Source organism: Treponema sp. B152 (genome assembly GCF_024181665.1).
In the GTDB taxonomy this organism is placed as follows: Bacteria; Spirochaetota; Spirochaetia; order Treponematales; family Treponemataceae; genus Treponema_B; species Treponema_B denticola.
Map to the genome: position 1 here is coordinate 967,538 of NZ_CP058668.1, position 21,237 is coordinate 988,774.

Below are 21,237 nucleotides of genomic sequence, written 5' to 3' on the forward strand. Positions count from 1 at the left end.
TATCTGTTATGAAGGTAAAAGGTGATAGAAAATATTTTAAAAATAAAACCTAACACCCGCTTCAACGCTGACATTGCCTTTGTCATGGAAATTGCTTATATCGCTTCGCCACTTACGTGTCTCTGCTTCTTTTATGCAATTTCCACGCCAAGCCCTGCACGGGCACGGCAATGCAGGTTAAGCGAATGTTAGACCGATGCCTTCGGCACGATAAACTGTAACTTTGAAAAATAGGGTGTATTTTTTATAAATTAAAGCATAAAACCAAAATTAATAGCTTATGTTCTTTGGATAAAGTTATGTTTTATTATAATATCTACTTGTATAAGAAAAATAAAACTTTAATCTTTGGATTTTAAAACTTGTTAAGGAAGTCAACGAGTTAAAAGTCCTTCGGACGGTCATGGTGATTATAATAATTAACTTGTTAAGGAAAACAAAACTTTAGTTTTTGTGTTTTAATATTGTTATGTAATAGTATAAAAATAAAGTTTATTTGTAGTATTAGATTTATTGTTAAAAGATTGAAAAAGTGATATATTATTTATAGTATGATATTTGATTGGAATAATGAAAAAAATATGATGCTTAAAAGAGATAGAAATATATCGTTTGAGCGGATTATTGTGGCAATTGAGCAAGATAATTTATTGGATATTTTAGAGCATCCAAATAAAGAAAAATATCCAAATCAACTTTTGCTTCTTGTAGAAATTGATAGATATGTATATGTAGTTCCTTGTGTACTTGAAAACGATGTTTGTTTTTTGAAAACTATTTTTCCAAGTAGAAAATATACATCGAAATATCTTGATTGGAGAAGAAAATGAATAGTGAAAAAGAGCTGTATGAATCTATAGAAAATGATGAATGGAAATCGGTAAAAAATTTTTATGATCTTAGTAATGATTTTAAAAAAGCAGCCGAAAGTATGCTTATGAAAAGCGAGAAGATAGATATAATGCTTGTCAAGCAAGATATGAATAATCTAAAGGCTAAAGCTTTTGAAGAAGGTATGGAATATGAAGTTTTTGCAGGAAGTATTTTACATAAATATTTAACTGGAAAGCTGATAGAAAGATAAATAATTCAATGCGTCTAACACCCGCTTCAACCTGACATTGCGGACAAGCCGCAAATGCAGGTTAAGCGAATGTTAGGTTGATGCCTACGGCACATGGAAATATACGAAGGTAGAAGTCTCAAAATATACACAAGAATTTATTAGCAATTGAGAAAATAACTTAGAATGGTATTAGCAAATATTTAGAGAAATAAATTAAAATTTGAGAAAATTAGAATAGATCAATACATTGAATTAAAAGAGTTGTTTGAGACAAGTAGGGATGATGAAAATGTAATAAAAATGACTGCATGTACGAAAAACAAATTTTTATTTTATGATTTGTCTAACTTCTTGGAAAAATATTGGTAAATAATTTTAGAAGTAATAAATTTTTTATTAACAAAGCGATAGGTTGAAGCTTACAAGATTATTCAAAGCCTAATTCTGACATAGATAAGAAATTTTGTTGAGCTCTATAAAAAGAAAATGGATGAATTGAGCATTAAGGATACAAGTAAATACTTATAAATCCTAATTTAAGGAGATATGTATGAAGTTTAATTCGTTAATACCTGAATTAACAGTAGCTAACATAGAGAAAACCAGAGAGTTTTATGTCGAAATATTACAATTCAAAATAGAATATGAAAGACAAGAGGATAAATTTATTTTTCTTTCATTGGAAAATAATCAAATGATGTTTGAACAAGATAATGGCAATTGGAATGTTGGTATACTGGAGCACCCATATGGGAGAGGTATTAACTTTGAGATGACTGTTTCTAATTTGGAGAGCCTCTATAGACGAATTTTAGATTTTGGAATAAAGCCGTTTCGAGAAATGACTGTCAGCCATTACAGTAATGGTTGCGAAAAAATTATTCAAAAAGAGTTTTTACTACAAGATCCAGATGGATATCTTTTACGGTTTACAGATTGATGAATCAAGGTTTATAGATAGATTTAATTAAGACTTATGCAAATGGTAGACAAATTGGAAACTAAAGAAGTATTATTTCTAGGATGGAAGATCATTCTGAATATGTTCGCCTCACAACATTAGATAAGATAGCGAGTATTTTTGGAAAGTAGTTAAAAATTTCAATGTTATAAAGAGATTACCTAACACCCGCTTCAACCTGACATTGCGGACAAGCCGCAAACGCAGGTTAAGCGAATGTTAGGTTGACAAGCTAACCGCTTGCGGAAAGGTTTGTGCGGAATTGATTTTATATGAATTTATAAAATAACCTATGATATAGAAAATTATCTATCGGATAAACTGTACAACTGAAAATAAGTATAAAAATATTTGGACTTTATTAAATGACTAAACGTATATGATTTCATTATATATACTTGACAATATATCCTTATAAAGGTATATTATACTTATGGGGAAAACAATTATAAGTAAAGATAATCGTTTTGAATGGGATGAAGAGAAAAATATTGCTAATATTGAAAAGCATGGAATAGCTTTTGAAGAAATATTGGAAGTATTTGACGATCCTGCATTTTTGACAGGATATGATTTTGAGCATTCCACAAAAGAAGATAGGTATTATGGTATTGGAAATTTGAATGGAATATTGATAGTTCTGGTCTTTTTTACTGAGAAGAAGCACAGAATACGGTTGATATCTGCGCGGCAAGCAGAAAAAGAATTGAGGGAGGAATATTATGATTACTTCAAAAAAATTAACAGCTGAAAGATTGGAAGAAATAAAAAATTATCCTATATCGTATGATGAGGATAGTCCAAAACTGACAAAGGAACAAATTGCAAGATTAAGGCCGGTTCATGAAGCATATTGGAATGTAACACCTATTAAAAAAACAATTTCTATAAAAATAGATGCAGATATTCTTGCTGTGCTTCAGTCTTTGGGTAAAGGTTATCAAACAAGAATAAATAGTATTTTACGGGAAGCTATTACTACAGGTAATTATTAATCTAACACCCGCTTCAACCTGACATTGCGGACAATCCGCAAATGCAGGTCAAGCGAATGTTAGGATTATTACGAAGGAATGAAATATGATTGATTTTAGGAAAAGACTCAGTGGATCTCAATTAGAGAAAAAGGTAAATCCGCTTGAGATATATGAAACGCTTGATCGAAAACGTGATGTTGGACCTTTGCGTCCATCACAAGAACATGTTTTAAAAACCTGGTTTGAAAGAAGAAGAGATAAAAAGAATACAATTATCAAGTTGCATACTGGAGAAGGGAAAACTCTTATTGGATTATTAATCTTAAATTCAAAATTAAATTCAAAGGATGGTCCATGTTTGTATATATGTCCTAATGTTTTTCTTTTTGAGCAAACTTGCCTTGAAGCTGAGAGATTTGGCATTCCTTATTGCATCTTTAGTGATAGTGAAGTGCCTGAAGATTTTATTAATGGTGAAAAGATACTAATCACGTATGTTCAAAAGGTTTTTCATGGCTATTCAAAACTAGGAATTGATAGGCAATCTATTGATGTTGCATCGGTAGTATTAGATGATTCACACGCTTGTATTGAATCAATACGTTCTTCCTTCTCAATTCGTGTTAATAATCAGCATCCTCTTCATAGATTAATACTTGAAATATTCTATGATGATCTTACTGATCAAGGTCAAGGAACACTCCTGGATATAGGATCAGGTCAATTTGATGCCCTATTGCCTATCCCATACTGGGCTTGGTTTGAAAAAGCAAATCAAGTTACAGAGGCAATTTCAAAATATAAAGCATGGGATGAAATCAATTATACTTGGCCGCTCATAAAAGATGATATAAATAAATGTCAAGCTTATATTTCAGGGAAATTATTAGAGATTGCTCCATATTTTTTACCAGTATTTAAGTATGGTTTTTTCCATAATGCTAGAAATAGAATTCTGATGTCCGCTAGTAATCAAGATGATGCTTTTTTAATTAAAGGACTTGATTACGATACTGAATCAATTGAAAATCCCATAACATTTGACTCTATGAAGTGGTCTGGCGAAAAGTTAGTTTTGATTCCATCTTTAATTAATGAACAATTGGATCGAGAGCTAATTATCACTAATATTGCACAACCGAATGAAAAAAGAAACTATGGTGTTATTGCCATTGTTCCGGATTTTAAGAAAACAGAGCAGTATGAGAAATTAGGATCAGTTATAGCAAATACTGAGACGATTAGCGAAATTATTTCTACATTGAAACAAAAGAACTTTGCAAATACAATTGTAATTGCGAATAGATATGACGGAATCGATTTACCTGATGAAACTTGTCGTGTTTTAATTATGGATTCAAAACCCTTCTCAGAATCACTATCTGAGCGTTATGAAGAATCAGTAAGAGTAAATAGTGATATTATTAGTAAAAAAATTGCTCAACGTATCGAACAGGGAATGGGAAGAAGTGTAAGAGGAGAAAAAGATTATAGTGTACTTATATTAATCGGAGCTGATTTAATTCAATTTATACGAAATCATAAGAATACAAAGTTTTTTCAAAACAAACACAAAAACAAATAGAAATTGGGATAAAAGTTGCAGACTTCGCTAAAGAAGATTTCATAGATGATGGTTCCTCTTATTTTAAAATTGTAACTTCTTTGGTTAATCAGGTGCTAAAAAGAGATGAAGGTTGGAAAGAATATTATAAGGATGAAATGGATACAATTATAATTGAAAAGAAAAACAATCAATTACTTGAAGTTTTCAGTTTGGAACGAGAGGCAGAAGAATCGTTCTATGATGGTAATTATAGTCACTCTGCTGAGGTGATGCAGCGTATCGCTGATAAATTTAGTAGCGATATAAAGGAAAAAGCTTGGTATATACAATCTCTTGCACGTATGACATATGGGTTAAGTAAAAATGATGCAAACAAGCTTCAAATAAGTGCGTTTAAGCAAAATCGGTACTTGTTAAAACCAAGAGATGGAATCAATTATGAAAAACTAATTGTTGTTGAAGATATAAGAGTCTCAAAAATACTAGAGTGGGTCGCTTTACATCAGGATACGAAAGAATTGCTTCTTGATGTTGATAAAATACTATCTGATGCTTCCTTTGGAGTTGATTCAGATAAATTTGAAGAAGCAATAAAGAATATTGGGCTTATGTTAGGGTTCCTAAGCCAAAGGCCAGATAAGGAATATAAAAAAGGACCAGATAACTTGTGGTGTGGTTCAAAAGGAAGTTATATTTTTTATGAATGCAAGAGCGAAGTAGAAATGGATAGAGATGAAATAAATAAAAGCGAAGGAGGTCAGATGAATACTCATTCTGCATGGTTTGAAGAAAACTATGGAAAAGCAACTTTTGTAAAACGGATATGGATACATCCATCTAAGAGATTAAGTTATTATTGTAGCTTGACACATGAAGTATTTGTTATGCGCCGAGGAAAACTTAATGAATTAAAGAAAAATATAAAAAACTTTTTTAATGAAATATCAAAACATCCTGTTGGTGGTGTTACGGAAAGTAAGGTAAATGAGTATTTATTTACTCATAGACTAGATATGTCAAATATACTTAATCAATATGTTGAATCAATTATGAAACCTGCAAAATCCTAACACCCGCTTCAACCTGACATTGCGGACGAGCCGCGAATGCAGGTCAAGCGTTAGTTAGATTGACCTGCCTGAAGGCAGGCGGGTAACGGAACCAATCAAAATATTCTTTCGACTTAAAAATAAAAATAATTGCAATTAAAAGGAAATTGCAAGAAGGAAGGTTGAAAGATGAAACAAAAGAAAGCAATCAGATTACTAATCGGAATAACGATAGTAAGTGCTGCTCTTTTATTTTTTGGTTGCACGACATTAGACTTGAATAGTGTATTTTTAGGAAAAGAAGATACATCTATTAGTTGGGAAATGGTAGAACTGGAAAAAGTACCTTCTATGAATAAACTCGAAAAATTGAGTAACACATCGAAGGAAGCAAGTGCAATATACAGATATGCAGATAGAGCTCATGCAGAAGATAAGAAGTGGTATAAATTTACAGCACCAGAAAAGCCAGGCGAAGAATACTATGCATATAAAAATACAAATGGTAACATTTCCAAGTGGGAAGTTTATAAGAAAAAATAATAAATAATAACAAAGGCTTTTAAAAGAAGTTCCTGATTTTAAAAGCCAATTTGAAAGTGGAAAAAATAATTGTGGTAGGGATGAAAAATGGATAAGTATTTACCATTGTTTAATTATTTAAAATCCATAAAAAATAATACTATTTCATTATTTTTTACAGAAATAGAAGATATTATAAATGCAGAATTACCCATATCTGCCTATAAATATAGGGAATGGTGGTCGAATGGAGAAAATAGTGGGCATTCCCAAACTTTTTCATGGCGAGATTGTGGATGGCTGGTTGATAAAGTTGATTTTAATAATAAAAAAGTATATTTTGAAAAAAAATGACTAATTTTTTATTAAAATAAATTGATAGATTTTTATGAAAATTTGGAAAAGAGTATGTTTCTGAATAAATAAAAAATCTAACACCCGCTTCAGCCTGACATTTGTTTTGTCACGAAAGTTGCTAGGCGGTCGCCTACGGCTCCCTTTTTTATGCAACTTTCGCGCCAACTTTGCCACCGCTATGCGCGTCGGCAAAGCCGCAAATGCAGGTTAAGCGGCAGTTAGACCAATTCCTATAAGCAGAGATAAGTATGAATGGTAAAATTAATAAAATACAACTTGTATTTCCCCCATTATCAAATCAAGCCGCCGAATGGCTTAAAGATGTTGATCAAATTCAAGAGATACTTAGCCATAGTAATTTATATGCTATTGGACAACGTGAAGAATTATTTTTTGAGTTTAATTATGAGACTTGCGTTGATTATAAGTTAAAATTAGTTCATGGAAGATTGCGAAGTGGTACTGCATCAGATTCATTTATTATTGATATGGAGGTATTGGCTGATTTTTATCATAATTTTTTTGATTCAGTTTATGATATTGATATGAGTGCTGGCCCTAAAATATTTAAAATATTTTCTAAAAAAGAAAATGATTTTATTAATTGGTGGACAGTTGAAAAACTTGTCTATGAAAGATCAATAAATTGCCCATTCATAAAAGGTTTGAATAGTTATCGTAATTTTTCTAAATATAATATTCATTATATCGGGATCTCGTTAGAAAATGATAGTCTTACTAGACTTGTTACAATACCACATGATAAAAGAATTCGGATTTTATCTAATGAATGGCCTTTAAACACTGGTTCTAGGTTAACAGATGAGATAGTTCTATTTTTTTTTGATATACAATCTTGTGATATAAATACTTATGATCAAAATAATCCAAATTTATTTATAACATCACCATCTAGCATCAAAGTAGATAAAAAAAATATAATTGCTGATGCTGAAAAGGCATTAGTTAAAATATTAAATAGTCAATATAATGAAATAAAATATCAAAACTATCCAAAATCAAAAGATGGCTTATGGAACTTTCCTGTTGATACACTAATATATTTTTTTGGTGATTCATATGAATTCGTTACTAACAATGTGTCTATAGTTGGAAATTATACAGTATATGATGTGGATAAAGATAATAAAGCTGATTTTATTATAGCTGATAAAAAAAATGTACAACTTATTAAAATCAACAAGAGTATCTAACACCCGCTTCAACCTGACATTGCGGACGAACCGCAAATGCAGGTTAAGCGAATGTTAGGTGCACGCCTTCGGCGGGCAAGAAAGAAGATTATTTACACATAAAGATAAATGTGGTAAATATATATCTGTAATAATCGAGAGGAGAAAAGGCCGGAAATGAACATATAAGATTTATATAAATTATCTTCACCATAATAATTATAGGAGTTTTATATGTACGGTCCTCAACCCAATGAAATACACCCCATGAAGGGGTTTGATCAAGTATGTTTTATTAAGAATATAATTACTAATCCAAATATAATCGTTGGTGATTATTCGTATTACGATGATCCGGTAAATTCAGAAAACTTTGAAAATAATGTTCTGTATCATTATCCATTCATTGGAGACAAATTAATTATTGGAAAGTTTTGTGCCATTGCCCGAGATGTTAAGTTCATAATGAATGGTGCAAATCATAAAATGAATTGTTTCACAACATATCCATTTTCAATATTTAGAAATGGATGGGAAAAAGTAACACCAGAAATGGAAGAGTTACCAATTAAAGGTGATACGGTAATTCAGAATGATGTGTGGATTGGTTATAATTCTTTAATAATGCCCGGAATAAAGATAGGTAATGGTTCAATAATTGCATCAAATTCTGTTGTAGTAAAAGATGTAGAACCATATTCAATCGTTGGAGGAAATCCTGCAAAATTAATACGAAAAAGATTTGATAATGAAATTATTGATCTTTTAGAAAGTATAAAATGGTGGGATTGGCCAATAGAAAAAATAACGACAAATCTCGAGATACTTACCTCAAATGATGTAAGTAAATTACGAGAAATTAGTGATATGAAAATCACCTAACACCCGCTTCAACCTGACATTACGGACAAGCCGCAAAAGCAGGTTAAGCGAATGTTATGTGGATGCACCATTGGTGCACGATGTTGAATTATAGGAAAATATATGGGCATAAGTGAAATTTTTTCCAGTGAATTGTATAATGCAGAGAAATTTTATGAATATTTCTCTGAGGAAGATATAAAAAATATCCCGTTTGATTTATATAATTTAATTGATATAGAACAAAAATATGAAAATCAATTTACATTTCAAAATTTTGTTGCATTCTTTTCTGATTTATATGTGAGTTTAAATATTAATGATAAAGATTTTAAATATATAGACTCAAAATTGGATGAAATTGGTTTTTCTCAAAAGTTTTCAGAGTATCTGTATTCTGATTTTTTAATAAAGAAAGAAGGGTCTATTTTTGTATTTGCAAAAATGAGAAAGAAAAGTAACTGTAAATACTTAGAAGAAGCATTTATTAATGAATATTATAAAAAAAATCCTATATTAGCTTCTAGATGCCTTAAGGAATTATTCTACTTGGGAAGTAATAAAGCAAATGAATATGAGAAATTACTTTTTGAAAATATTGATATAATTAATTTTATTACAATTATTTTGCTTTGCGATAAAGATCTTAGTGAAAAAGTATTAGAATTATATAAAAATGAAGAATTTTTAAAAAATATAAAAATTAATGACATTGAAGAATTTATTATGAGTTTTGAAATATTCATATCAAATTTGCTGGGTGTAAATAAGATAAAAGATTTTAAAAGAGATGAATATATAAATAGTTTTAATTACTATATAAAAATATATGGTTCTTATGAAGTAAAAGATTTTAATTCATTTTATAAAAAAAGTTTTCAGGAATTGAAAATTAACACATAACACCCGCTTCAACCTGACATTGCGGACAAGCCACAAATGCAGGTTAAGCGAATGTTAGGTTGACGCTTCGCGCGAGGTTAAATAAAATTAGTAATATATTTATCGAAATTTATTCATTAATAGATATTTAATATACTTAGAAAACAAAATAGCTTATCTAGGATTTTACCAATCAATTCAATGATAACTGGATTGGCTAGTAATTATGAATAGCTATTAGAAGTATTATAAGTATTTTAGAAATAGAAAATATTGTATTAATGGTATGCATAGTTTTAAGTATTATGTCGTAATTAATTGTATATTGAAACAATTAATTTATTTTATTAGAATTGAGGCAAAATAATTAATGTTTAGTAGCATCATATTAGAATCTGTAAAAGAATATATACCAAATAGTTATATCGAAAATAATGAGAAATATGATTTTATAGTCGGTAGTAAGGTTAAGAAAAAACTAGTTTTCAAAATTATTCATAACTATATTTTTATATTTTCGAGGATAAATAATAATGATTTTTCATTATTAATACATGAAATATCTGAAAAAATAAAGAATATAAAAGTAAAAGTTTGCATTATTTATATTCATGATTTTGACTTGGTGGAAGAAAATAATAAATTTTTATTTTTTATTAAAAAATGTAAAAGAGTTAATAGTTTTATAAGAATCAATAGCAGTAATGGACAAGTGTATTTTTCAACAAATAAAGATTTAGAAAATAAAATATGTTCTGAAAGATATGTATTTCTCTTAAATGAATACAAGTTTGCAATTAAAAATATCTGGCAGAATGAACTAAACAATTTTTATGATATTTGTTTTAAAATTGGAAAGAAATAATGTAGTAAACCCAACACCCGCTTCAACCTGACATTGCGGACAAGCTGCAAATGCAGGTTAAGCGGCAGTTATACGGATGTACTATCGTACACAAAAAAGGAAAAGAAATGAAAACTGGTGCTGTATGCTATATAGATTTGTTAGGTTTTTCTTATTTAACAAGAAATGTGAATAACAAAAAAAATGAGCCAATAATACGAAGATATATAAAAACTTTTCATAATGCTGTATATGAATCTTTAAGAAAAACAAAAATACACCATGTCATTCTGTCAGATGCAATTTTTCTATATACAGATACTGAAATTGATAATTTGTTGTTTTCTCTTTCTCAAATATTTAGAACATGCATTATGAAAGGTGTACTGCTACGAGGAGGAATGACTTATGGTGAATATGATGTTTTGTCCACAAAATTATTAGGAAATAATATTTTTGGAAGTGCTGTTACTAAAGCTGTTGAATATGAAAAGAGTGGAAAAGGTTGTAGAATTTTTATTGATTCAGATTTTCCAACTCATTGTGAATTATTCAACGAATCTTCTGTGCTATTTACTCCATATAAGAACTTTTCTGATTATTCCGTATTAGATATCTTTGAATGGCCATTGATTAATAAAAAATATATATTTAGATTGTCAGATTCAGATTATAAAAATCTACCAAATAATAATATAAGAGAATTACTCTTGGCAAATCATAAAATTTCAGATTTTTTAGGATGGTCACCATTGTTCAAGTGGAATGATTCTTGTATAGAGGGAACAAGACAAGTAAATTCTACGATTGAATATATTACGACATTAATTGATAAAATACTAGAATATACGGACATCATAGATAGAGAAATATTAGAAGTTGACTCAATAGTAAAAATAAAGAAAAGAAATAATGAAACAGTATCTAATCTAAATAAATTAAGATATTTAAAAATAATAACAGAAAGATAACGTCTAACACCCGCTTCAACCTGACATTTGTTTTGGCACGAAAGTTGCTTGATGGTTGCCTACGGCTCCCTTTTTTATGCAACTTTCGTGCCAACTTTGCCTTACGCTTCGCGTCGGCAAAGCCGCAAATGCAGGTCAAGTGAATGTTATGTGGACGCCCGTACTGGGGCGCGAGGAGTTTAAAATGAATAAAATCGGTAAGTCATTAAAAAACTTAAATTGGAAATTATTTATTTCCCTTTTAATTATGGGATTGTGTCCTACAATTTATACAACATTAAGAGTGTTCTTTTTAGGGGCTTTACCTGGAGATTGGGCATTTTCAATCGCCGGGCAGCTTTCGTGGGTAAATCTTATTTACGAAATATTAAATGAAGCAATAGTTCTTCCATTATATTTCTTTATGGGAAAATTTGTTGCAGAGAAATCTGAATATACAAACAGGATAAAAACTGGATTGATTATTTCATTTTGTGTTTATGCTGTTTGTTCTGTTTTAATTTGTTGTTTTACAAATCCTCTTTTGGCGATAATGGCTACAAGTAAAGATATTATTACAGAATCTGCTGTGTATATAAGAATAGAAAGTATTGCAAATATATTCTCTCTTCTGGCAACTTTTCTGCTCGTATGTTTGGTAACATTAGGAAAATCAAAATATGTATATATTCTCACAGGTACAAAACTTGTATTAAGTGTTATTCTTGATACATTCTTTGTTTCTACATTAAATATATCTGCAAATTTCGGTGTAAACGGAATCGGTTATAGTAATATTGTGGTAAATCTTATTCTGTTTATAGTTTCAGTTATTTTGCTCAGTAAAGAAGGTTACTTTATTTTCAGTAAGGAAAAACTTTCTTTTGAATGGGCTAAGGATTTTGTAAAAATTGGCGGTATCTCAGGAATAGAATCTTTTGTCAGAAATATTGCTTATATGCTTATGATAAGCCGTATGGTTAATATGGTAAATGAACAGGGTACTTACTGGGTTGCAAATAGTTTTATCTGGGGATGGTTGCTATTGCCGATTAATCAACTTGGAGAATTGATAAAGCAGGAAGTTAGTACAGATGAAAAGGCGATAAAAAATAATACGCTCGGATATTTTGCAGTTACAGCGATAGTTTGTCTTGTTTGGTTTATAACAATCCCCGGTTGGAAAGGATTTATGGCAAATGTGCTGCAATTTTCTGATGTTGATAAATTGTATAGCCTTGTTATGGTGCTTCTTGGCTTTTATGTATTGTATGCATTGCAAAGTGTATTTGATTGCGAGTTTTACGGACTTGGAAAAACAAATTATATGCTTTTTGAATCGATAGTTACCAATTCAATTTATTATGGTATAGCATTTGCTTTGTATCTTGCAGGTAAATGGACTCCGACATTGATAAGTATTGCATTGTTATTCGGTGTTGGAAATGCTTTTGACAGTATTGTTTCAGGTGGTGCTTTTGCATATCTTTTGAAGAAAAAAAAGATAAACATTCTGGATGTTGAATAATGAAATTAGTATCAATATATGAACACATGGAAAAAGGTGCTTCAAAAGTACCTGTCGGTCAAAATTGTAAAATCATTTTTCGTCACTCAATCAGAGGAAAAATAGAGTCTGGAGTTGGACGAGAAGTAGCTCTTACTGACGAAGGAATTGAACTCTGTAAAAGTTTTGGAAGAAATTTACAATATGACATCGGATATGTTGCCTCAAGTACTTGTTTACGAAATATTCAAACTTGTGAAAATATCCTTTTAGGGAAAGCCCAAAATAGGAATATTGTAAAAGCTCCTAATGAAATGGAATATCCACAAACAAAAGATATATTTCTAAGCGATAAAGTTTTCAAAGAGCTAAAATTTAATAATCAAGAAATCATTTTTAAATTAAAAAAGGAAGGTTTGGAAGGTTTTAATTCAATACAGGAATCCGCAAAAATAATGCTTGATTATATGTTTTCCAATGGCAATTTAGAGAATACTGTTGATTTGTATTGTACGCATGATTTTCAAATGGCTATTCTTTATGCATATTTATTTGACTTTGCTTCGACAAGGAGAAGTATTGAAAATAATAAATGGCCAATGATGCTAGAAGGTATGATTCTTTGGGGAGAAAAAAATCATTTCTGGTGTAGTTGGAGAAATGAAATTAGGGAGTTTGTAAACACATAACACCGTTTTCAAAGCCGACAAACGGGGCAAGCCCGTTTGCGGTTCAAAAAAATGTTAGAACTACAAGACGTATAGAATGACAGAATATAATGATTTCAATAGTTTTAGAAATAGTTTCAATTTAGATGAAAACGTATTTCAAAATATCACTCAGCATGCTAATCCAGATAGACTTGGATTTTCGGCATATATACTTCCAACAGAAGAATTAAAAAGAAAACTGAATATAGAAAGTGGTTTTGAATACAGAACATTATTTGCTGTCTATTTTAATAAATTCAAATCTACAATCAATAATCTTCAACCTCTCGTTGTTAGAATGGTTTTTGCTCTTTATGACGATAATAATTCATTGGGAGACTATATTCTTGATTATTCGCATATAAAAAATATAAAAAAAGTACCTGTTGATATTTACGATGATGATAACTATTTTTTTGATATAAACAATATAAAAATTTGTGATAAAAATGGTTCTGAAATAAATACATCTCATGAATTTAATAAAATGTATAATTACCATACTAAATTAAGTAAAGGAATTAATAGCAGTTTATTTTCGTTGAAAACATTTTTTTATAGAACTTTACCCCAAAAAATATATATGAAAGCTATTAAGATTTTTAATTTTATTTTATATTTTTTTGCAGGAGAAAAAATTGAGTCGAAAGTATTAAATTTCAATATTTTAAATGAAGTATTTCCCTCTGAAAAAAATAAAACTTTAACAAAAACAGAAGAAGTATCAAACGTTGATTTTTTTGGTTTAAAAGTAAAGTATGTACCATTATTTACTTATTCTCTTTTACACATTATTGGATATTTTATTTTTTATTATTTCAAAATATTTCCCAATTGGATAAAGCAAATACTAGAGTATAATTTTTTGACAGTAATATATGTTTTGACAAGTTATTTTTTGTATACATCCATTCCAGCAAAACTATTAACTCCTGTAATTGAATGGTTGTATAGGAAATACAACATTATTAGTAAACTTGTAATAAAACCATAAAAGAGTTCTAACACCCGCTTCAACCTGACATTGCGGACAATCCGCAAATGCAGGTCAAGCGAATGTTAGTTTGACAAGATTTAATACAATAAGGAATATGCAATTGAGCAAAATTAAAATAGCTTTACTACAATTAATGCCGGGGAACTCTCTTGTTGAAAATATGCATATCGGTATATCAGCTTGTCGCAAGGCAAAAAACATTGGGGCAGATATAGCATTGTTTCCTGAAATGTGGAGTATTGGTTACGAAATACCTGAATCTGTCAATGAATTAAAGAGTAAAGCAATTAGTAAAAATGATACGTTTATACGTTCATTCTCGGATTTAGCGAAAGAATTACAAATGGCTATCGGTATAACATTTCTTGAAAAGTATGAGCCATTACCAAGAAACAGTATCTGTCTGTTTGATAGATTTGGCAAAGAACTATATACCTATGCAAAAGTACATACATGTATTTTTGGAGATGAAAAAAATTTAATGTCCGGTAATGATTTTTATGTATCTGTATTAGATACAGAGCATGGTTGTGTAAAAATAGGTTCAATGATTTGTTATGATAGGGAATTTCCTGAGAGTGCACGAATACTCATGCTCAAAGGTGCAGAAATAATACTTGTACCGAATGCATGTCCAATGGAAATTAATAGAATTTCACAATTAAGAGCAAGAGCATTTGAAAATATGGTTGGTATTGCGACTGTTAATTATCCAAAAGGAAAACCTGATTGTAATGGTCATTCTACAGCATTTGACGGTATTGCCTATAAAATTGATGAACCATATTCGCGAGATACATTAATAATAGGAGCTGGAGAGGAAGATGGAATATATATAGCAACTTTTGATATAGAGGAATTAAGAAAGTATAGAAGTAGAGAAGTTCATGGTAACGCATACCGGCAGCCGACAAAATATAAGATTTTATTATCGGAAGAGAAACAAGAGCCGTTTATCCGTAAAGATTATAGAAAATCAGCAAACTAACACCCGCTTCAACGCTGACATTTGTTTTGTCACGAAAGTTGCTTGACGGTCGCCTATGGCTCCCTTTTTATGCAACTTTCGCGCCAACTTTGCTGCCGCTATGCGCGTCAGCAAAGGCACAAATGCAGGTTAAGCGAATGTTAGGTTGATGCCTTCGGCACTGTAAGCAAAATATACGGTTATTAAAAAATAATTTCCGTATTGACAAGCAAACCGCTATACAAATATAATAAAACCATATATAGTATAGATATATATGGCCTATAAGACAATCAATGTGTTATAAGGGACAATTATTAAAATAGACAATAATATTTTATATAATGTATAACTTAGGAGTCTTAGCGATGATAAAGTTGATTAATATGTTTTTGAACGATCCTGAAATAAACTATGAAAGTTTTATTATGGATAAATTTCAGGATCAAAATCAGGCAAAAACGATAATAAAGGCTATTGCAAAAGTAAGAGAAGATATTATGCAAAAATTCTATGATCAGCAAAGCAAACCAGATCACACTATTATGATGAAATTGGTTGTTCTTATGTATATGCCTCAATTGAATGAAGATGAGAAAATGATGCTTCCTTTTGCTATTGAAACTCTCAAAAAAGAAAGTTTAATAGAAACCAGAGGTATTTATCCTGCGTCAGTTATGGCTCTTACACAAGAAGGATATAGTTATATCAGGAAAATTCATACATAAAAAATATTTTATATCTAATGGATGGATACAGCAAAAAATAAAACAGTTCAATTACTTATGCCATTAGATATAACAGAAAAAATATACAGTAATATTTTCAATATCAACACATATAGTATTTACCTAACACTCGCTTCAACCTGACATTGCGGACGAGCCGCAGATGCAGGTTAAGCGAATGTTAGGTTGACAAGCTAACCGCTTGCGGAAAGACTTGTGCGGAACCAGCCTATAACATTTATTTCGATCTGAAAATAAATTTATAGGAGGCGTTTTATGAGAAAACGTTCTATACCATTATCTGTTTTTCTAACAGTAATTACATTTGGAATTTATGGAATTGTATGGTGGTTTAAAGTAACTGAAGAAACAATTCAGGAACTGAAGTATGAGTCTATCGATAGTGCACCATTGAATTTGCTCTACTTAATTATTAGTTTTGGTTTGTATTGCTTTTGGTGGAATTATAAAATTTCCACTTATTTAAGTACAATTGAAAGACGCCATAATGTAGAGCCTGATTTCTGGGCACCACTTATGTCATTAACATTTGGAATTATTCTCCATCAGTCAAGAATTAATAGGTTATCTGTAGAAAATAACTAGGAATTCAATAAGACTCCACTCAAGTCAAGTTTGTGTGGAGTTTTTGTATGGACTGCTAAGCCTCACCCAAGGAAATCAATTTTTGGGAAATTATTATTGTCATTGAATGAGTTATGACATTTTTAGAAAAAATTACAATTTTTTTTGAGTATTTTATGGATATTCCGACTTTAAAACCTGTAAAATGATTAAAATTGAGTTCAATAAACAGATAATAGACAGATGTGATTCAAAAATTGATTTCCGTGATTATATTCAATCAATTATAGAAAAACTTGATAATTTGTGCTATACTAAAAATGTTAAGGAGGCTATGTATGCTGTTAACTGCTGTTCAGGAAAAATTGGAGACAATTCCGGATGAATATATGGATGAAGTGTATAATTATTTAGAACTTTTACAATACAAAATACTATATAAAAAACAACATGAAGAATCTGTAAAAAGATTTCCTAATCGTCGCCCAGACATTTTAAAGCAACCAAATTTCTATATGTCGCCGGCTTTTGACGAACCATTGGAAGATTTTAAGGAGTATATGTGAAATATTTTTTAGATACTCATGCACTTATTTGGTATTTGTTTGATAGTGAAAATCTATCAAAAACGGCTAAAGAAATAATCAATAATGAATTTTGCTACTACAGTAAAGTTTCATTATGGGAAATTGCGATAAAACAGACCCGTAATCTTCTTCAGTATAAAAATTCAATCCAAGATATTATAGATGCCTGCAAGGAAGAAGAATTTGAAGAACTTTCAGTTTCCGGTAAATCCTTAGAATTAATAAAAAACTTGCCTGATATTCACAGAGACCCATTTGATAGGCTTCTAATTACAATGGCACAAGAAAATAATTTAACGATTGTTACAAAAGATACAAAGATTCCGTTGTATGATGTAAAAACTGTTTGGTAAAACAAAATAAACCTAACACCCGCTTCAACGCTGACAACAAGGACAAGCCTTGTTGCAGGTTAAGCGAATGTTAGGTTGACGCTTCGCGCAGTGGAGATAAAATATGAAAGTATTTATATCATACGCTTGGACAAATAATGAGTACACTTCAAAAATATTATTACTGGCTGAAAGATTAATGTCTGATGGTGTTGGAACGATTATTGACAAGTGGGATCTTTCTGCTGGTCAGGATAAATATGCATTTATGGAACAGATGATTCAAGATAGTAGTATCGATCATGTACTGATAATGCTTAATCGAGAATACAAACAAAAATCCGATGAGAGGAAAGGTGGAGTAGGGACTGAAGCACAGATTATTAGTTCAGATTTGTATAATAAAGTTGACCAAACTAAGTTTATTCCTATTGTAATTGAAAAAGACGATAGTGGAAGACCGTACCTACCGATATATCTTAATAACAGAATTTACATTGATTTATCAGAGAATGAAAATTATGAGTATCGGTATGAAGAACTGCTTAGATTAATTTATAAACGTCCTCAGTTTCAAAAACCTAAGCTTGGAACTGCACCTTTATGGATTTTTGAAGATAAAGAAAATATATCAAATATAAATATCAAGGAGCGAGAATTAATCACTTCTCTTGAAAAAAATCATAAAAGTAGGATTATAAAAGTAAGAGACTATATAGAAATAATACAAAGCGAGTTAATTAATGCAGAAATCAATGAGAAATATCATGGTCAGCATGATTTTGGGAAGGTTGCACTTGATTCATTTACTGCAATGACTCCTGTTAAAAATAGCTTATTAAATGTATTAAAAAACATAGCCATATATGATGAAAGTATAGAAACTTTCGATGAGTTTTTTCAGTTTTTTAGAAATATTGAAAAATTTTATAGACCAAATACTAACAAAGATAATTCATCATGGACACTGGGGCAATGCGATAATTATGCACTGTTTTTTATGAACTTATAATAAGTTCAATGGCTATTCTATTAAAATTTAATAGGTATAATCTTGCAAATAAATTTTTAAGTAATGTTTTGATAAAAGATAATGCTACAAATTGGATGTATGGTGGACTAGAAAAAAATATTGAAACCATTTATGATAAATTTGAAAGCTTACATATAATACCAGAATATTTTCAATCAATTACTGGGAAGTCTTTTTTACAGCCAGTTGTTGAAATACTAAAAAATCGAGTTTTTCCCAGTTTATCTTTCTCAGATATCATAGAAGCAGACTTGGTTTTACATTACTATCGTGCATTTACATCTCAATATAATCAATATTTCCCACGTTTTACTGTGTATTTAGGTGAATGCAAACTAACATTCCTTATTAACCCTATTTATAAAGATAAATCGAAAAGTGTTCTTACTGTTTTTGGAATTGATAATTTGAATCTCCTTAAGGAAAAAATAGATAATGGCTATTTCCTTTATGATAAACTGTATACCGATTATTATAATAGAATTCCAAAGTTGACATCATTAATAGATCAAAAATTATGGGGAACTAAATAATTATACCTAATATCCACTTCAAGCTTTAGCATGAAATTTACTAGAGTGAATATTAACAGAACGATTTTTCACAAAAAGGAGAAAATATGGATTCAACGATAATTGGAGCATTAATTGGAGTCATAGGAATAATTATTGGTGTTTTACTGACTTACTCTATGTCAAAAATAATGGTCTCAACTAAAAAGAAGTCTGAGTATTTACAAAAAGTGCATTTAAAAATATTATCTATGGCTGAAATTTGGTTTATGGCGGAAACTCAGTTTCGCGGTAGTCATGATCTCAAAAGCGATTATGAAGGTTCGCAGTTTATTTCCTTTTTCAAATCGACTTTAGAAGAAAATATTGAAATTATTGAAGGTGATTTATACCAAGTTTACATTGATTTAAAATATATGGATTTTGTGGAAGATTTTTCTGGATTTATGATGAATTTAAATGCAATCGAAAAATTAAATGTAGTTGTTGATGAATTTATTAAAGAAAATAAAAAACTAAAAATTTGTAAAAATGAAATAATGGATAGATATAAAAAATTAAGAAATTCGGTAAATTTATGGATATGGTTTTCAAAAAATATTCATGAAGTCACTACCATAAATGCAATTATGGCAATGAAATGGAATTTTAAAATTCCAATTGATGAAATTTTTGCAGATTCCTATTTTGATACGGTAATTAAGCCTCTAACCGATGAGAATAAAATACTTGAATTATTTAAAAATAGATATTATAAAGAATAGAAAGATAACCTAACACCCGCTTCAACCTGACATTGCGGACAAGCCGCAAATGCAGGTTAAGCGAATGTTAGGTTCACGCTTTCGGCGGGCGAGGAAAAATGGGAAATAAGTATTTTGAATCTCATGAATGGAATGTTTTTTTAGATCGAACATTTGGTCCATTATCATGGATATATAATTCTGAAAATGTTTTTGAAGGAAGTTGTTTTATTCTAAAACATCTTGATAGATTCTTTGTTGTAACTGCTTTTCATGTAACAGAGAATAATAAGTTTATTCTTATCCCCTTTTTTTATAATTACGAAGATGAACCTTGTGATGGATTGGTTAAATCATGGAAAATATTTCTTAGAGAAAATATTAATTATTGGTTTGATTCAATTTTGGATATTGCAATAATTGAGATAGCAGATATTCCATACAAAGGAATAGAACCAGTTCAAATTAGTAATTTGTCTAAAAAGATTGATAAATCAAATTGGGTACACTATTGTGGATTCACTAAATCGCATGTTAATCAAGTAAGAAAAAATGAAAAGTCAAAGAAACTAAAGAATGAAACAACTGGAAAATTACTTTTTTATCCTTTTCATGTACTACAACCCATAATAAGCTTTGATGAAAAGTATATTTATGGTGAGTATAGCAATAGACTTCCACGTTATTCGGAAAGTGATAAAGTGATAATTGAAAAACTACCAAAACCTATTGGCCTTAGTGGAAGTGCTGTATGGAAATTTGATCTTTCAAATAGTAATGAAAATCCAGAGATAATTGGTATAGGGATAGAATATTATGATAGTAATCAAACAATTAAGATATTGAGATCTGAGATTATTATTGATTTCATTTATAAAAAAATTACCTAACACCCGCTTCAACCTGACATTGCGGGCAAGCCGCAAATGCAGGTTAAGCGAATGGTAGACCGATGCCTTCGGCACGATAAACTGTAACTTTGAAAAACAGGATATGGTTTTTGTAAACTAAAGCTTAAAACTCAAATTAATAGCTTAGTTTTAGTAAAAATGCTGTATTTTATTATAATAACTGCTTGATAATTATACGCATAATGCGTATAATATGATTGGATATAAAATGACAGTAAAAGAAATAGAAAAAATACTAAAGGCGGATGGTTGGTATTTTGTAACAGCAAAAGGTTCTCATAATCAATATAAACATACTGTAAAATCCGGAAAAGTTACGGTCCCAAATCATAAAGGAGATATACCGATAGGAACCGTGGAAGCAATTCTAAAGCAGGCAGGATTGAAATAAGGATA

Annotated in this window: 27 protein-coding genes; all 27 read left to right on the top strand. The window is 30.0% G+C overall.

Going from position 1 to position 21,237, the window contains the following annotated elements; translation table 11 throughout:
• Positions 1 to 551: 551 nt before the first annotated feature.
• The 27 genes from HYB91_RS04360 to HYB91_RS04490 all read left to right on the top strand — a co-directional run bounded on the left by HYB91_RS04360 (position 552) and on the right by HYB91_RS04490 (position 21,232).
• Positions 552 to 830 carry a hypothetical protein gene (locus tag HYB91_RS04360; protein ID WP_002694401.1) on the top strand — a complete coding sequence of 93 codons (279 nt, stop codon included), beginning with the start codon at positions 552 to 554 and terminating at the stop codon, positions 828 to 830.
• The gene (locus tag HYB91_RS04365; protein ID WP_002672992.1) at positions 827 to 1,084 is read left to right on the top strand and encodes a hypothetical protein; all 258 of its coding nucleotides are present in this window, start codon (positions 827 to 829) and stop codon (positions 1,082 to 1,084) included. Before HYB91_RS04360 ends, HYB91_RS04365 begins: the two co-directional genes overlap by 4 nt.
• 532 nt (positions 1,085 to 1,616) lie before the next feature.
• Positions 1,617 to 2,006: a bleomycin resistance protein gene (locus tag HYB91_RS04370; RefSeq protein WP_002675091.1), complete on the top strand. Its 390-nt coding sequence runs from the start codon at positions 1,617 to 1,619 to the stop codon at positions 2,004 to 2,006.
• Positions 2,007 to 2,460: 454 nt separating this feature from the next.
• Complete coding sequence (locus tag HYB91_RS04375) at positions 2,461 to 2,778, top strand: BrnT family toxin (RefSeq protein WP_002678627.1); 318 nt, start codon at positions 2,461 to 2,463, stop codon at positions 2,776 to 2,778.
• Positions 2,750 to 3,022, top strand: coding sequence for a BrnA antitoxin family protein (locus tag HYB91_RS04380; protein WP_002669526.1), 273 nt, complete (start codon positions 2,750 to 2,752; stop codon positions 3,020 to 3,022). The genes HYB91_RS04375 and HYB91_RS04380 overlap by 29 nt, the downstream gene beginning before the upstream one ends.
• A gap of 85 nt (positions 3,023 to 3,107) precedes the next feature.
• Positions 3,108 to 4,589 carry a DEAD/DEAH box helicase family protein gene (locus HYB91_RS04385; protein ID WP_002678624.1) on the top strand — a complete coding sequence of 494 codons (1,482 nt, stop codon included), beginning with the start codon at positions 3,108 to 3,110 and terminating at the stop codon, positions 4,587 to 4,589.
• Positions 4,590 to 4,726: 137 nt separating this feature from the next.
• A complete protein-coding gene (locus tag HYB91_RS04390; protein ID WP_252508206.1) occupies positions 4,727 to 5,641 on the top strand; it encodes a hypothetical protein in 915 nt (304 codons plus the stop codon).
• Between the two features lie 168 nt (positions 5,642 to 5,809).
• The gene (locus HYB91_RS04395; protein ID WP_002678620.1) at positions 5,810 to 6,163 is read left to right on the top strand and encodes a hypothetical protein; all 354 of its coding nucleotides are present in this window, start codon (positions 5,810 to 5,812) and stop codon (positions 6,161 to 6,163) included.
• An 87-nt stretch (positions 6,164 to 6,250) separates the two neighbouring features.
• Positions 6,251 to 6,496, top strand: coding sequence for a DUF7662 domain-containing protein (locus tag HYB91_RS04400; RefSeq protein ID WP_002678618.1), 246 nt, complete (start codon positions 6,251 to 6,253; stop codon positions 6,494 to 6,496).
• 251 nt (positions 6,497 to 6,747) lie between these two features.
• The gene (locus HYB91_RS04405; RefSeq protein ID WP_002678616.1) at positions 6,748 to 7,713 is read left to right on the top strand and encodes a hypothetical protein; all 966 of its coding nucleotides are present in this window, start codon (positions 6,748 to 6,750) and stop codon (positions 7,711 to 7,713) included.
• 213 nt (positions 7,714 to 7,926) lie between these two features.
• Positions 7,927 to 8,574, top strand: a complete 648-nt coding sequence (locus HYB91_RS04410; protein WP_002678614.1) for a Vat family streptogramin A O-acetyltransferase — start codon at positions 7,927 to 7,929, stop codon at positions 8,572 to 8,574.
• Positions 8,575 to 8,676: 102 nt separating this feature from the next.
• Complete coding sequence (locus tag HYB91_RS04415) at positions 8,677 to 9,456, top strand: hypothetical protein (protein WP_002678613.1); 780 nt, start codon at positions 8,677 to 8,679, stop codon at positions 9,454 to 9,456.
• A gap of 349 nt (positions 9,457 to 9,805) precedes the next feature.
• Entirely contained in the window at positions 9,806 to 10,300 is a 495-nt protein-coding gene (locus HYB91_RS04420; protein WP_002669589.1) for a hypothetical protein, read from the top strand.
• 107 nt (positions 10,301 to 10,407) lie between these two features.
• Complete coding sequence (locus HYB91_RS04425) at positions 10,408 to 11,250, top strand: hypothetical protein (RefSeq protein ID WP_002678612.1); 843 nt, start codon at positions 10,408 to 10,410, stop codon at positions 11,248 to 11,250.
• Positions 11,251 to 11,434: 184 nt separating this feature from the next.
• Positions 11,435 to 12,757, top strand: a complete 1,323-nt coding sequence (locus HYB91_RS04430) for an MATE family Na+-driven efflux transporter (RefSeq protein ID WP_252508205.1) — start codon at positions 11,435 to 11,437, stop codon at positions 12,755 to 12,757.
• Positions 12,757 to 13,425 (top strand): histidine phosphatase family protein, encoded by a 669-nt coding sequence (locus HYB91_RS04435; protein ID WP_002678603.1) that lies wholly within the window; start codon positions 12,757 to 12,759, stop codon positions 13,423 to 13,425. Before HYB91_RS04430 ends, HYB91_RS04435 begins: the two co-directional genes overlap by 1 nt.
• A 76-nt stretch (positions 13,426 to 13,501) precedes the next feature.
• Entirely contained in the window at positions 13,502 to 14,440 is a 939-nt protein-coding gene (locus tag HYB91_RS04440; protein ID WP_002678601.1) for a hypothetical protein, read from the top strand.
• A 97-nt stretch (positions 14,441 to 14,537) separates the two neighbouring features.
• Entirely contained in the window at positions 14,538 to 15,431 is an 894-nt protein-coding gene (locus HYB91_RS04445; protein WP_002678599.1) for a carbon-nitrogen hydrolase family protein, read from the top strand.
• A 347-nt stretch (positions 15,432 to 15,778) separates the two neighbouring features.
• On the top strand, positions 15,779 to 16,138 hold the full coding sequence (locus tag HYB91_RS04450) for a hypothetical protein (protein WP_002678598.1): 360 nt from the start codon (positions 15,779 to 15,781) through the stop codon (positions 16,136 to 16,138).
• A gap of 276 nt (positions 16,139 to 16,414) precedes the next feature.
• Entirely contained in the window at positions 16,415 to 16,744 is a 330-nt protein-coding gene (locus HYB91_RS04455) for a DUF4234 domain-containing protein (protein ID WP_002678597.1), read from the top strand.
• 317 nt (positions 16,745 to 17,061) lie between these two features.
• Entirely contained in the window at positions 17,062 to 17,289 is a 228-nt protein-coding gene (locus HYB91_RS04460) for a DUF2281 domain-containing protein (protein ID WP_002678595.1), read from the top strand.
• Positions 17,286 to 17,663: a type II toxin-antitoxin system VapC family toxin gene (locus HYB91_RS04465; RefSeq protein ID WP_002678594.1), complete on the top strand. Its 378-nt coding sequence runs from the start codon at positions 17,286 to 17,288 to the stop codon at positions 17,661 to 17,663. The genes HYB91_RS04460 and HYB91_RS04465 overlap by 4 nt, the downstream gene beginning before the upstream one ends.
• Positions 17,664 to 17,766: 103 nt before the next feature.
• Complete coding sequence (locus HYB91_RS04470) at positions 17,767 to 18,654, top strand: SEFIR domain-containing protein (protein ID WP_002678592.1); 888 nt, start codon at positions 17,767 to 17,769, stop codon at positions 18,652 to 18,654.
• A gap of 8 nt (positions 18,655 to 18,662) precedes the next feature.
• Positions 18,663 to 19,208, top strand: a complete 546-nt coding sequence (locus HYB91_RS04475; RefSeq protein WP_002678589.1) for a hypothetical protein — start codon at positions 18,663 to 18,665, stop codon at positions 19,206 to 19,208.
• 86 nt (positions 19,209 to 19,294) lie between these two features.
• A complete protein-coding gene (locus tag HYB91_RS04480; protein ID WP_002678588.1) occupies positions 19,295 to 19,951 on the top strand; it encodes a hypothetical protein in 657 nt (218 codons plus the stop codon).
• A gap of 98 nt (positions 19,952 to 20,049) precedes the next feature.
• Positions 20,050 to 20,820: a hypothetical protein gene (locus tag HYB91_RS04485; protein ID WP_002675111.1), complete on the top strand. Its 771-nt coding sequence runs from the start codon at positions 20,050 to 20,052 to the stop codon at positions 20,818 to 20,820.
• Positions 20,821 to 21,049: 229 nt separating this feature from the next.
• Entirely contained in the window at positions 21,050 to 21,232 is a 183-nt protein-coding gene (locus HYB91_RS04490) for a type II toxin-antitoxin system HicA family toxin (protein ID WP_002678587.1), read from the top strand.
• The last annotated feature ends 5 nt before the right edge of the window (positions 21,233 to 21,237 follow it).

What these genes read in the sequence shown, in the direction of transcription:
- HYB91_RS04360 (WP_002694401.1), top strand. Translation starts at nt 552, where the DNA reads ATGATATTTGATTGGAATAATGAAAAAAATATGATGCTTAAAAGAGAT.
- HYB91_RS04365 (WP_002672992.1), top strand. Translation starts at nt 827, where the DNA reads ATGAATAGTGAAAAAGAGCTGTATGAATCTATAGAAAATGATGAATGG.
- HYB91_RS04370 (WP_002675091.1), top strand. Translation starts at nt 1,617, where the DNA reads ATGAAGTTTAATTCGTTAATACCTGAATTAACAGTAGCTAACATAGAG.
- HYB91_RS04375 (WP_002678627.1), top strand. Translation starts at nt 2,461, where the DNA reads ATGGGGAAAACAATTATAAGTAAAGATAATCGTTTTGAATGGGATGAA.
- HYB91_RS04380 (WP_002669526.1), top strand. Translation starts at nt 2,750, where the DNA reads ATGATTACTTCAAAAAAATTAACAGCTGAAAGATTGGAAGAAATAAAA.
- HYB91_RS04385 (WP_002678624.1), top strand. Translation starts at nt 3,108, where the DNA reads ATGATTGATTTTAGGAAAAGACTCAGTGGATCTCAATTAGAGAAAAAG.
- HYB91_RS04390 (WP_252508206.1), top strand. Translation starts at nt 4,727, where the DNA reads ATGGATACAATTATAATTGAAAAGAAAAACAATCAATTACTTGAAGTT.
- HYB91_RS04395 (WP_002678620.1), top strand. Translation starts at nt 5,810, where the DNA reads ATGAAACAAAAGAAAGCAATCAGATTACTAATCGGAATAACGATAGTA.
- HYB91_RS04400 (WP_002678618.1), top strand. Translation starts at nt 6,251, where the DNA reads ATGGATAAGTATTTACCATTGTTTAATTATTTAAAATCCATAAAAAAT.
- HYB91_RS04405 (WP_002678616.1), top strand. Translation starts at nt 6,748, where the DNA reads ATGAATGGTAAAATTAATAAAATACAACTTGTATTTCCCCCATTATCA.
- HYB91_RS04410 (WP_002678614.1), top strand. Translation starts at nt 7,927, where the DNA reads ATGTACGGTCCTCAACCCAATGAAATACACCCCATGAAGGGGTTTGAT.
- HYB91_RS04415 (WP_002678613.1), top strand. Translation starts at nt 8,677, where the DNA reads ATGGGCATAAGTGAAATTTTTTCCAGTGAATTGTATAATGCAGAGAAA.
- HYB91_RS04420 (WP_002669589.1), top strand. Translation starts at nt 9,806, where the DNA reads ATGTTTAGTAGCATCATATTAGAATCTGTAAAAGAATATATACCAAAT.
- HYB91_RS04425 (WP_002678612.1), top strand. Translation starts at nt 10,408, where the DNA reads ATGAAAACTGGTGCTGTATGCTATATAGATTTGTTAGGTTTTTCTTAT.
- HYB91_RS04430 (WP_252508205.1), top strand. Translation starts at nt 11,435, where the DNA reads ATGAATAAAATCGGTAAGTCATTAAAAAACTTAAATTGGAAATTATTT.
- HYB91_RS04435 (WP_002678603.1), top strand. Translation starts at nt 12,757, where the DNA reads ATGAAATTAGTATCAATATATGAACACATGGAAAAAGGTGCTTCAAAA.
- HYB91_RS04440 (WP_002678601.1), top strand. Translation starts at nt 13,502, where the DNA reads ATGACAGAATATAATGATTTCAATAGTTTTAGAAATAGTTTCAATTTA.
- HYB91_RS04445 (WP_002678599.1), top strand. Translation starts at nt 14,538, where the DNA reads ATGCAATTGAGCAAAATTAAAATAGCTTTACTACAATTAATGCCGGGG.
- HYB91_RS04450 (WP_002678598.1), top strand. Translation starts at nt 15,779, where the DNA reads ATGATAAAGTTGATTAATATGTTTTTGAACGATCCTGAAATAAACTAT.
- HYB91_RS04455 (WP_002678597.1), top strand. Translation starts at nt 16,415, where the DNA reads ATGAGAAAACGTTCTATACCATTATCTGTTTTTCTAACAGTAATTACA.
- HYB91_RS04460 (WP_002678595.1), top strand. Translation starts at nt 17,062, where the DNA reads ATGCTGTTAACTGCTGTTCAGGAAAAATTGGAGACAATTCCGGATGAA.
- HYB91_RS04470 (WP_002678592.1), top strand. Translation starts at nt 17,767, where the DNA reads ATGAAAGTATTTATATCATACGCTTGGACAAATAATGAGTACACTTCA.
- HYB91_RS04475 (WP_002678589.1), top strand. Translation starts at nt 18,663, where the DNA reads ATGGCTATTCTATTAAAATTTAATAGGTATAATCTTGCAAATAAATTT.
- HYB91_RS04480 (WP_002678588.1), top strand. Translation starts at nt 19,295, where the DNA reads ATGGATTCAACGATAATTGGAGCATTAATTGGAGTCATAGGAATAATT.
- HYB91_RS04485 (WP_002675111.1), top strand. Translation starts at nt 20,050, where the DNA reads ATGGGAAATAAGTATTTTGAATCTCATGAATGGAATGTTTTTTTAGAT.
- HYB91_RS04490 (WP_002678587.1), top strand. Translation starts at nt 21,050, where the DNA reads ATGACAGTAAAAGAAATAGAAAAAATACTAAAGGCGGATGGTTGGTAT.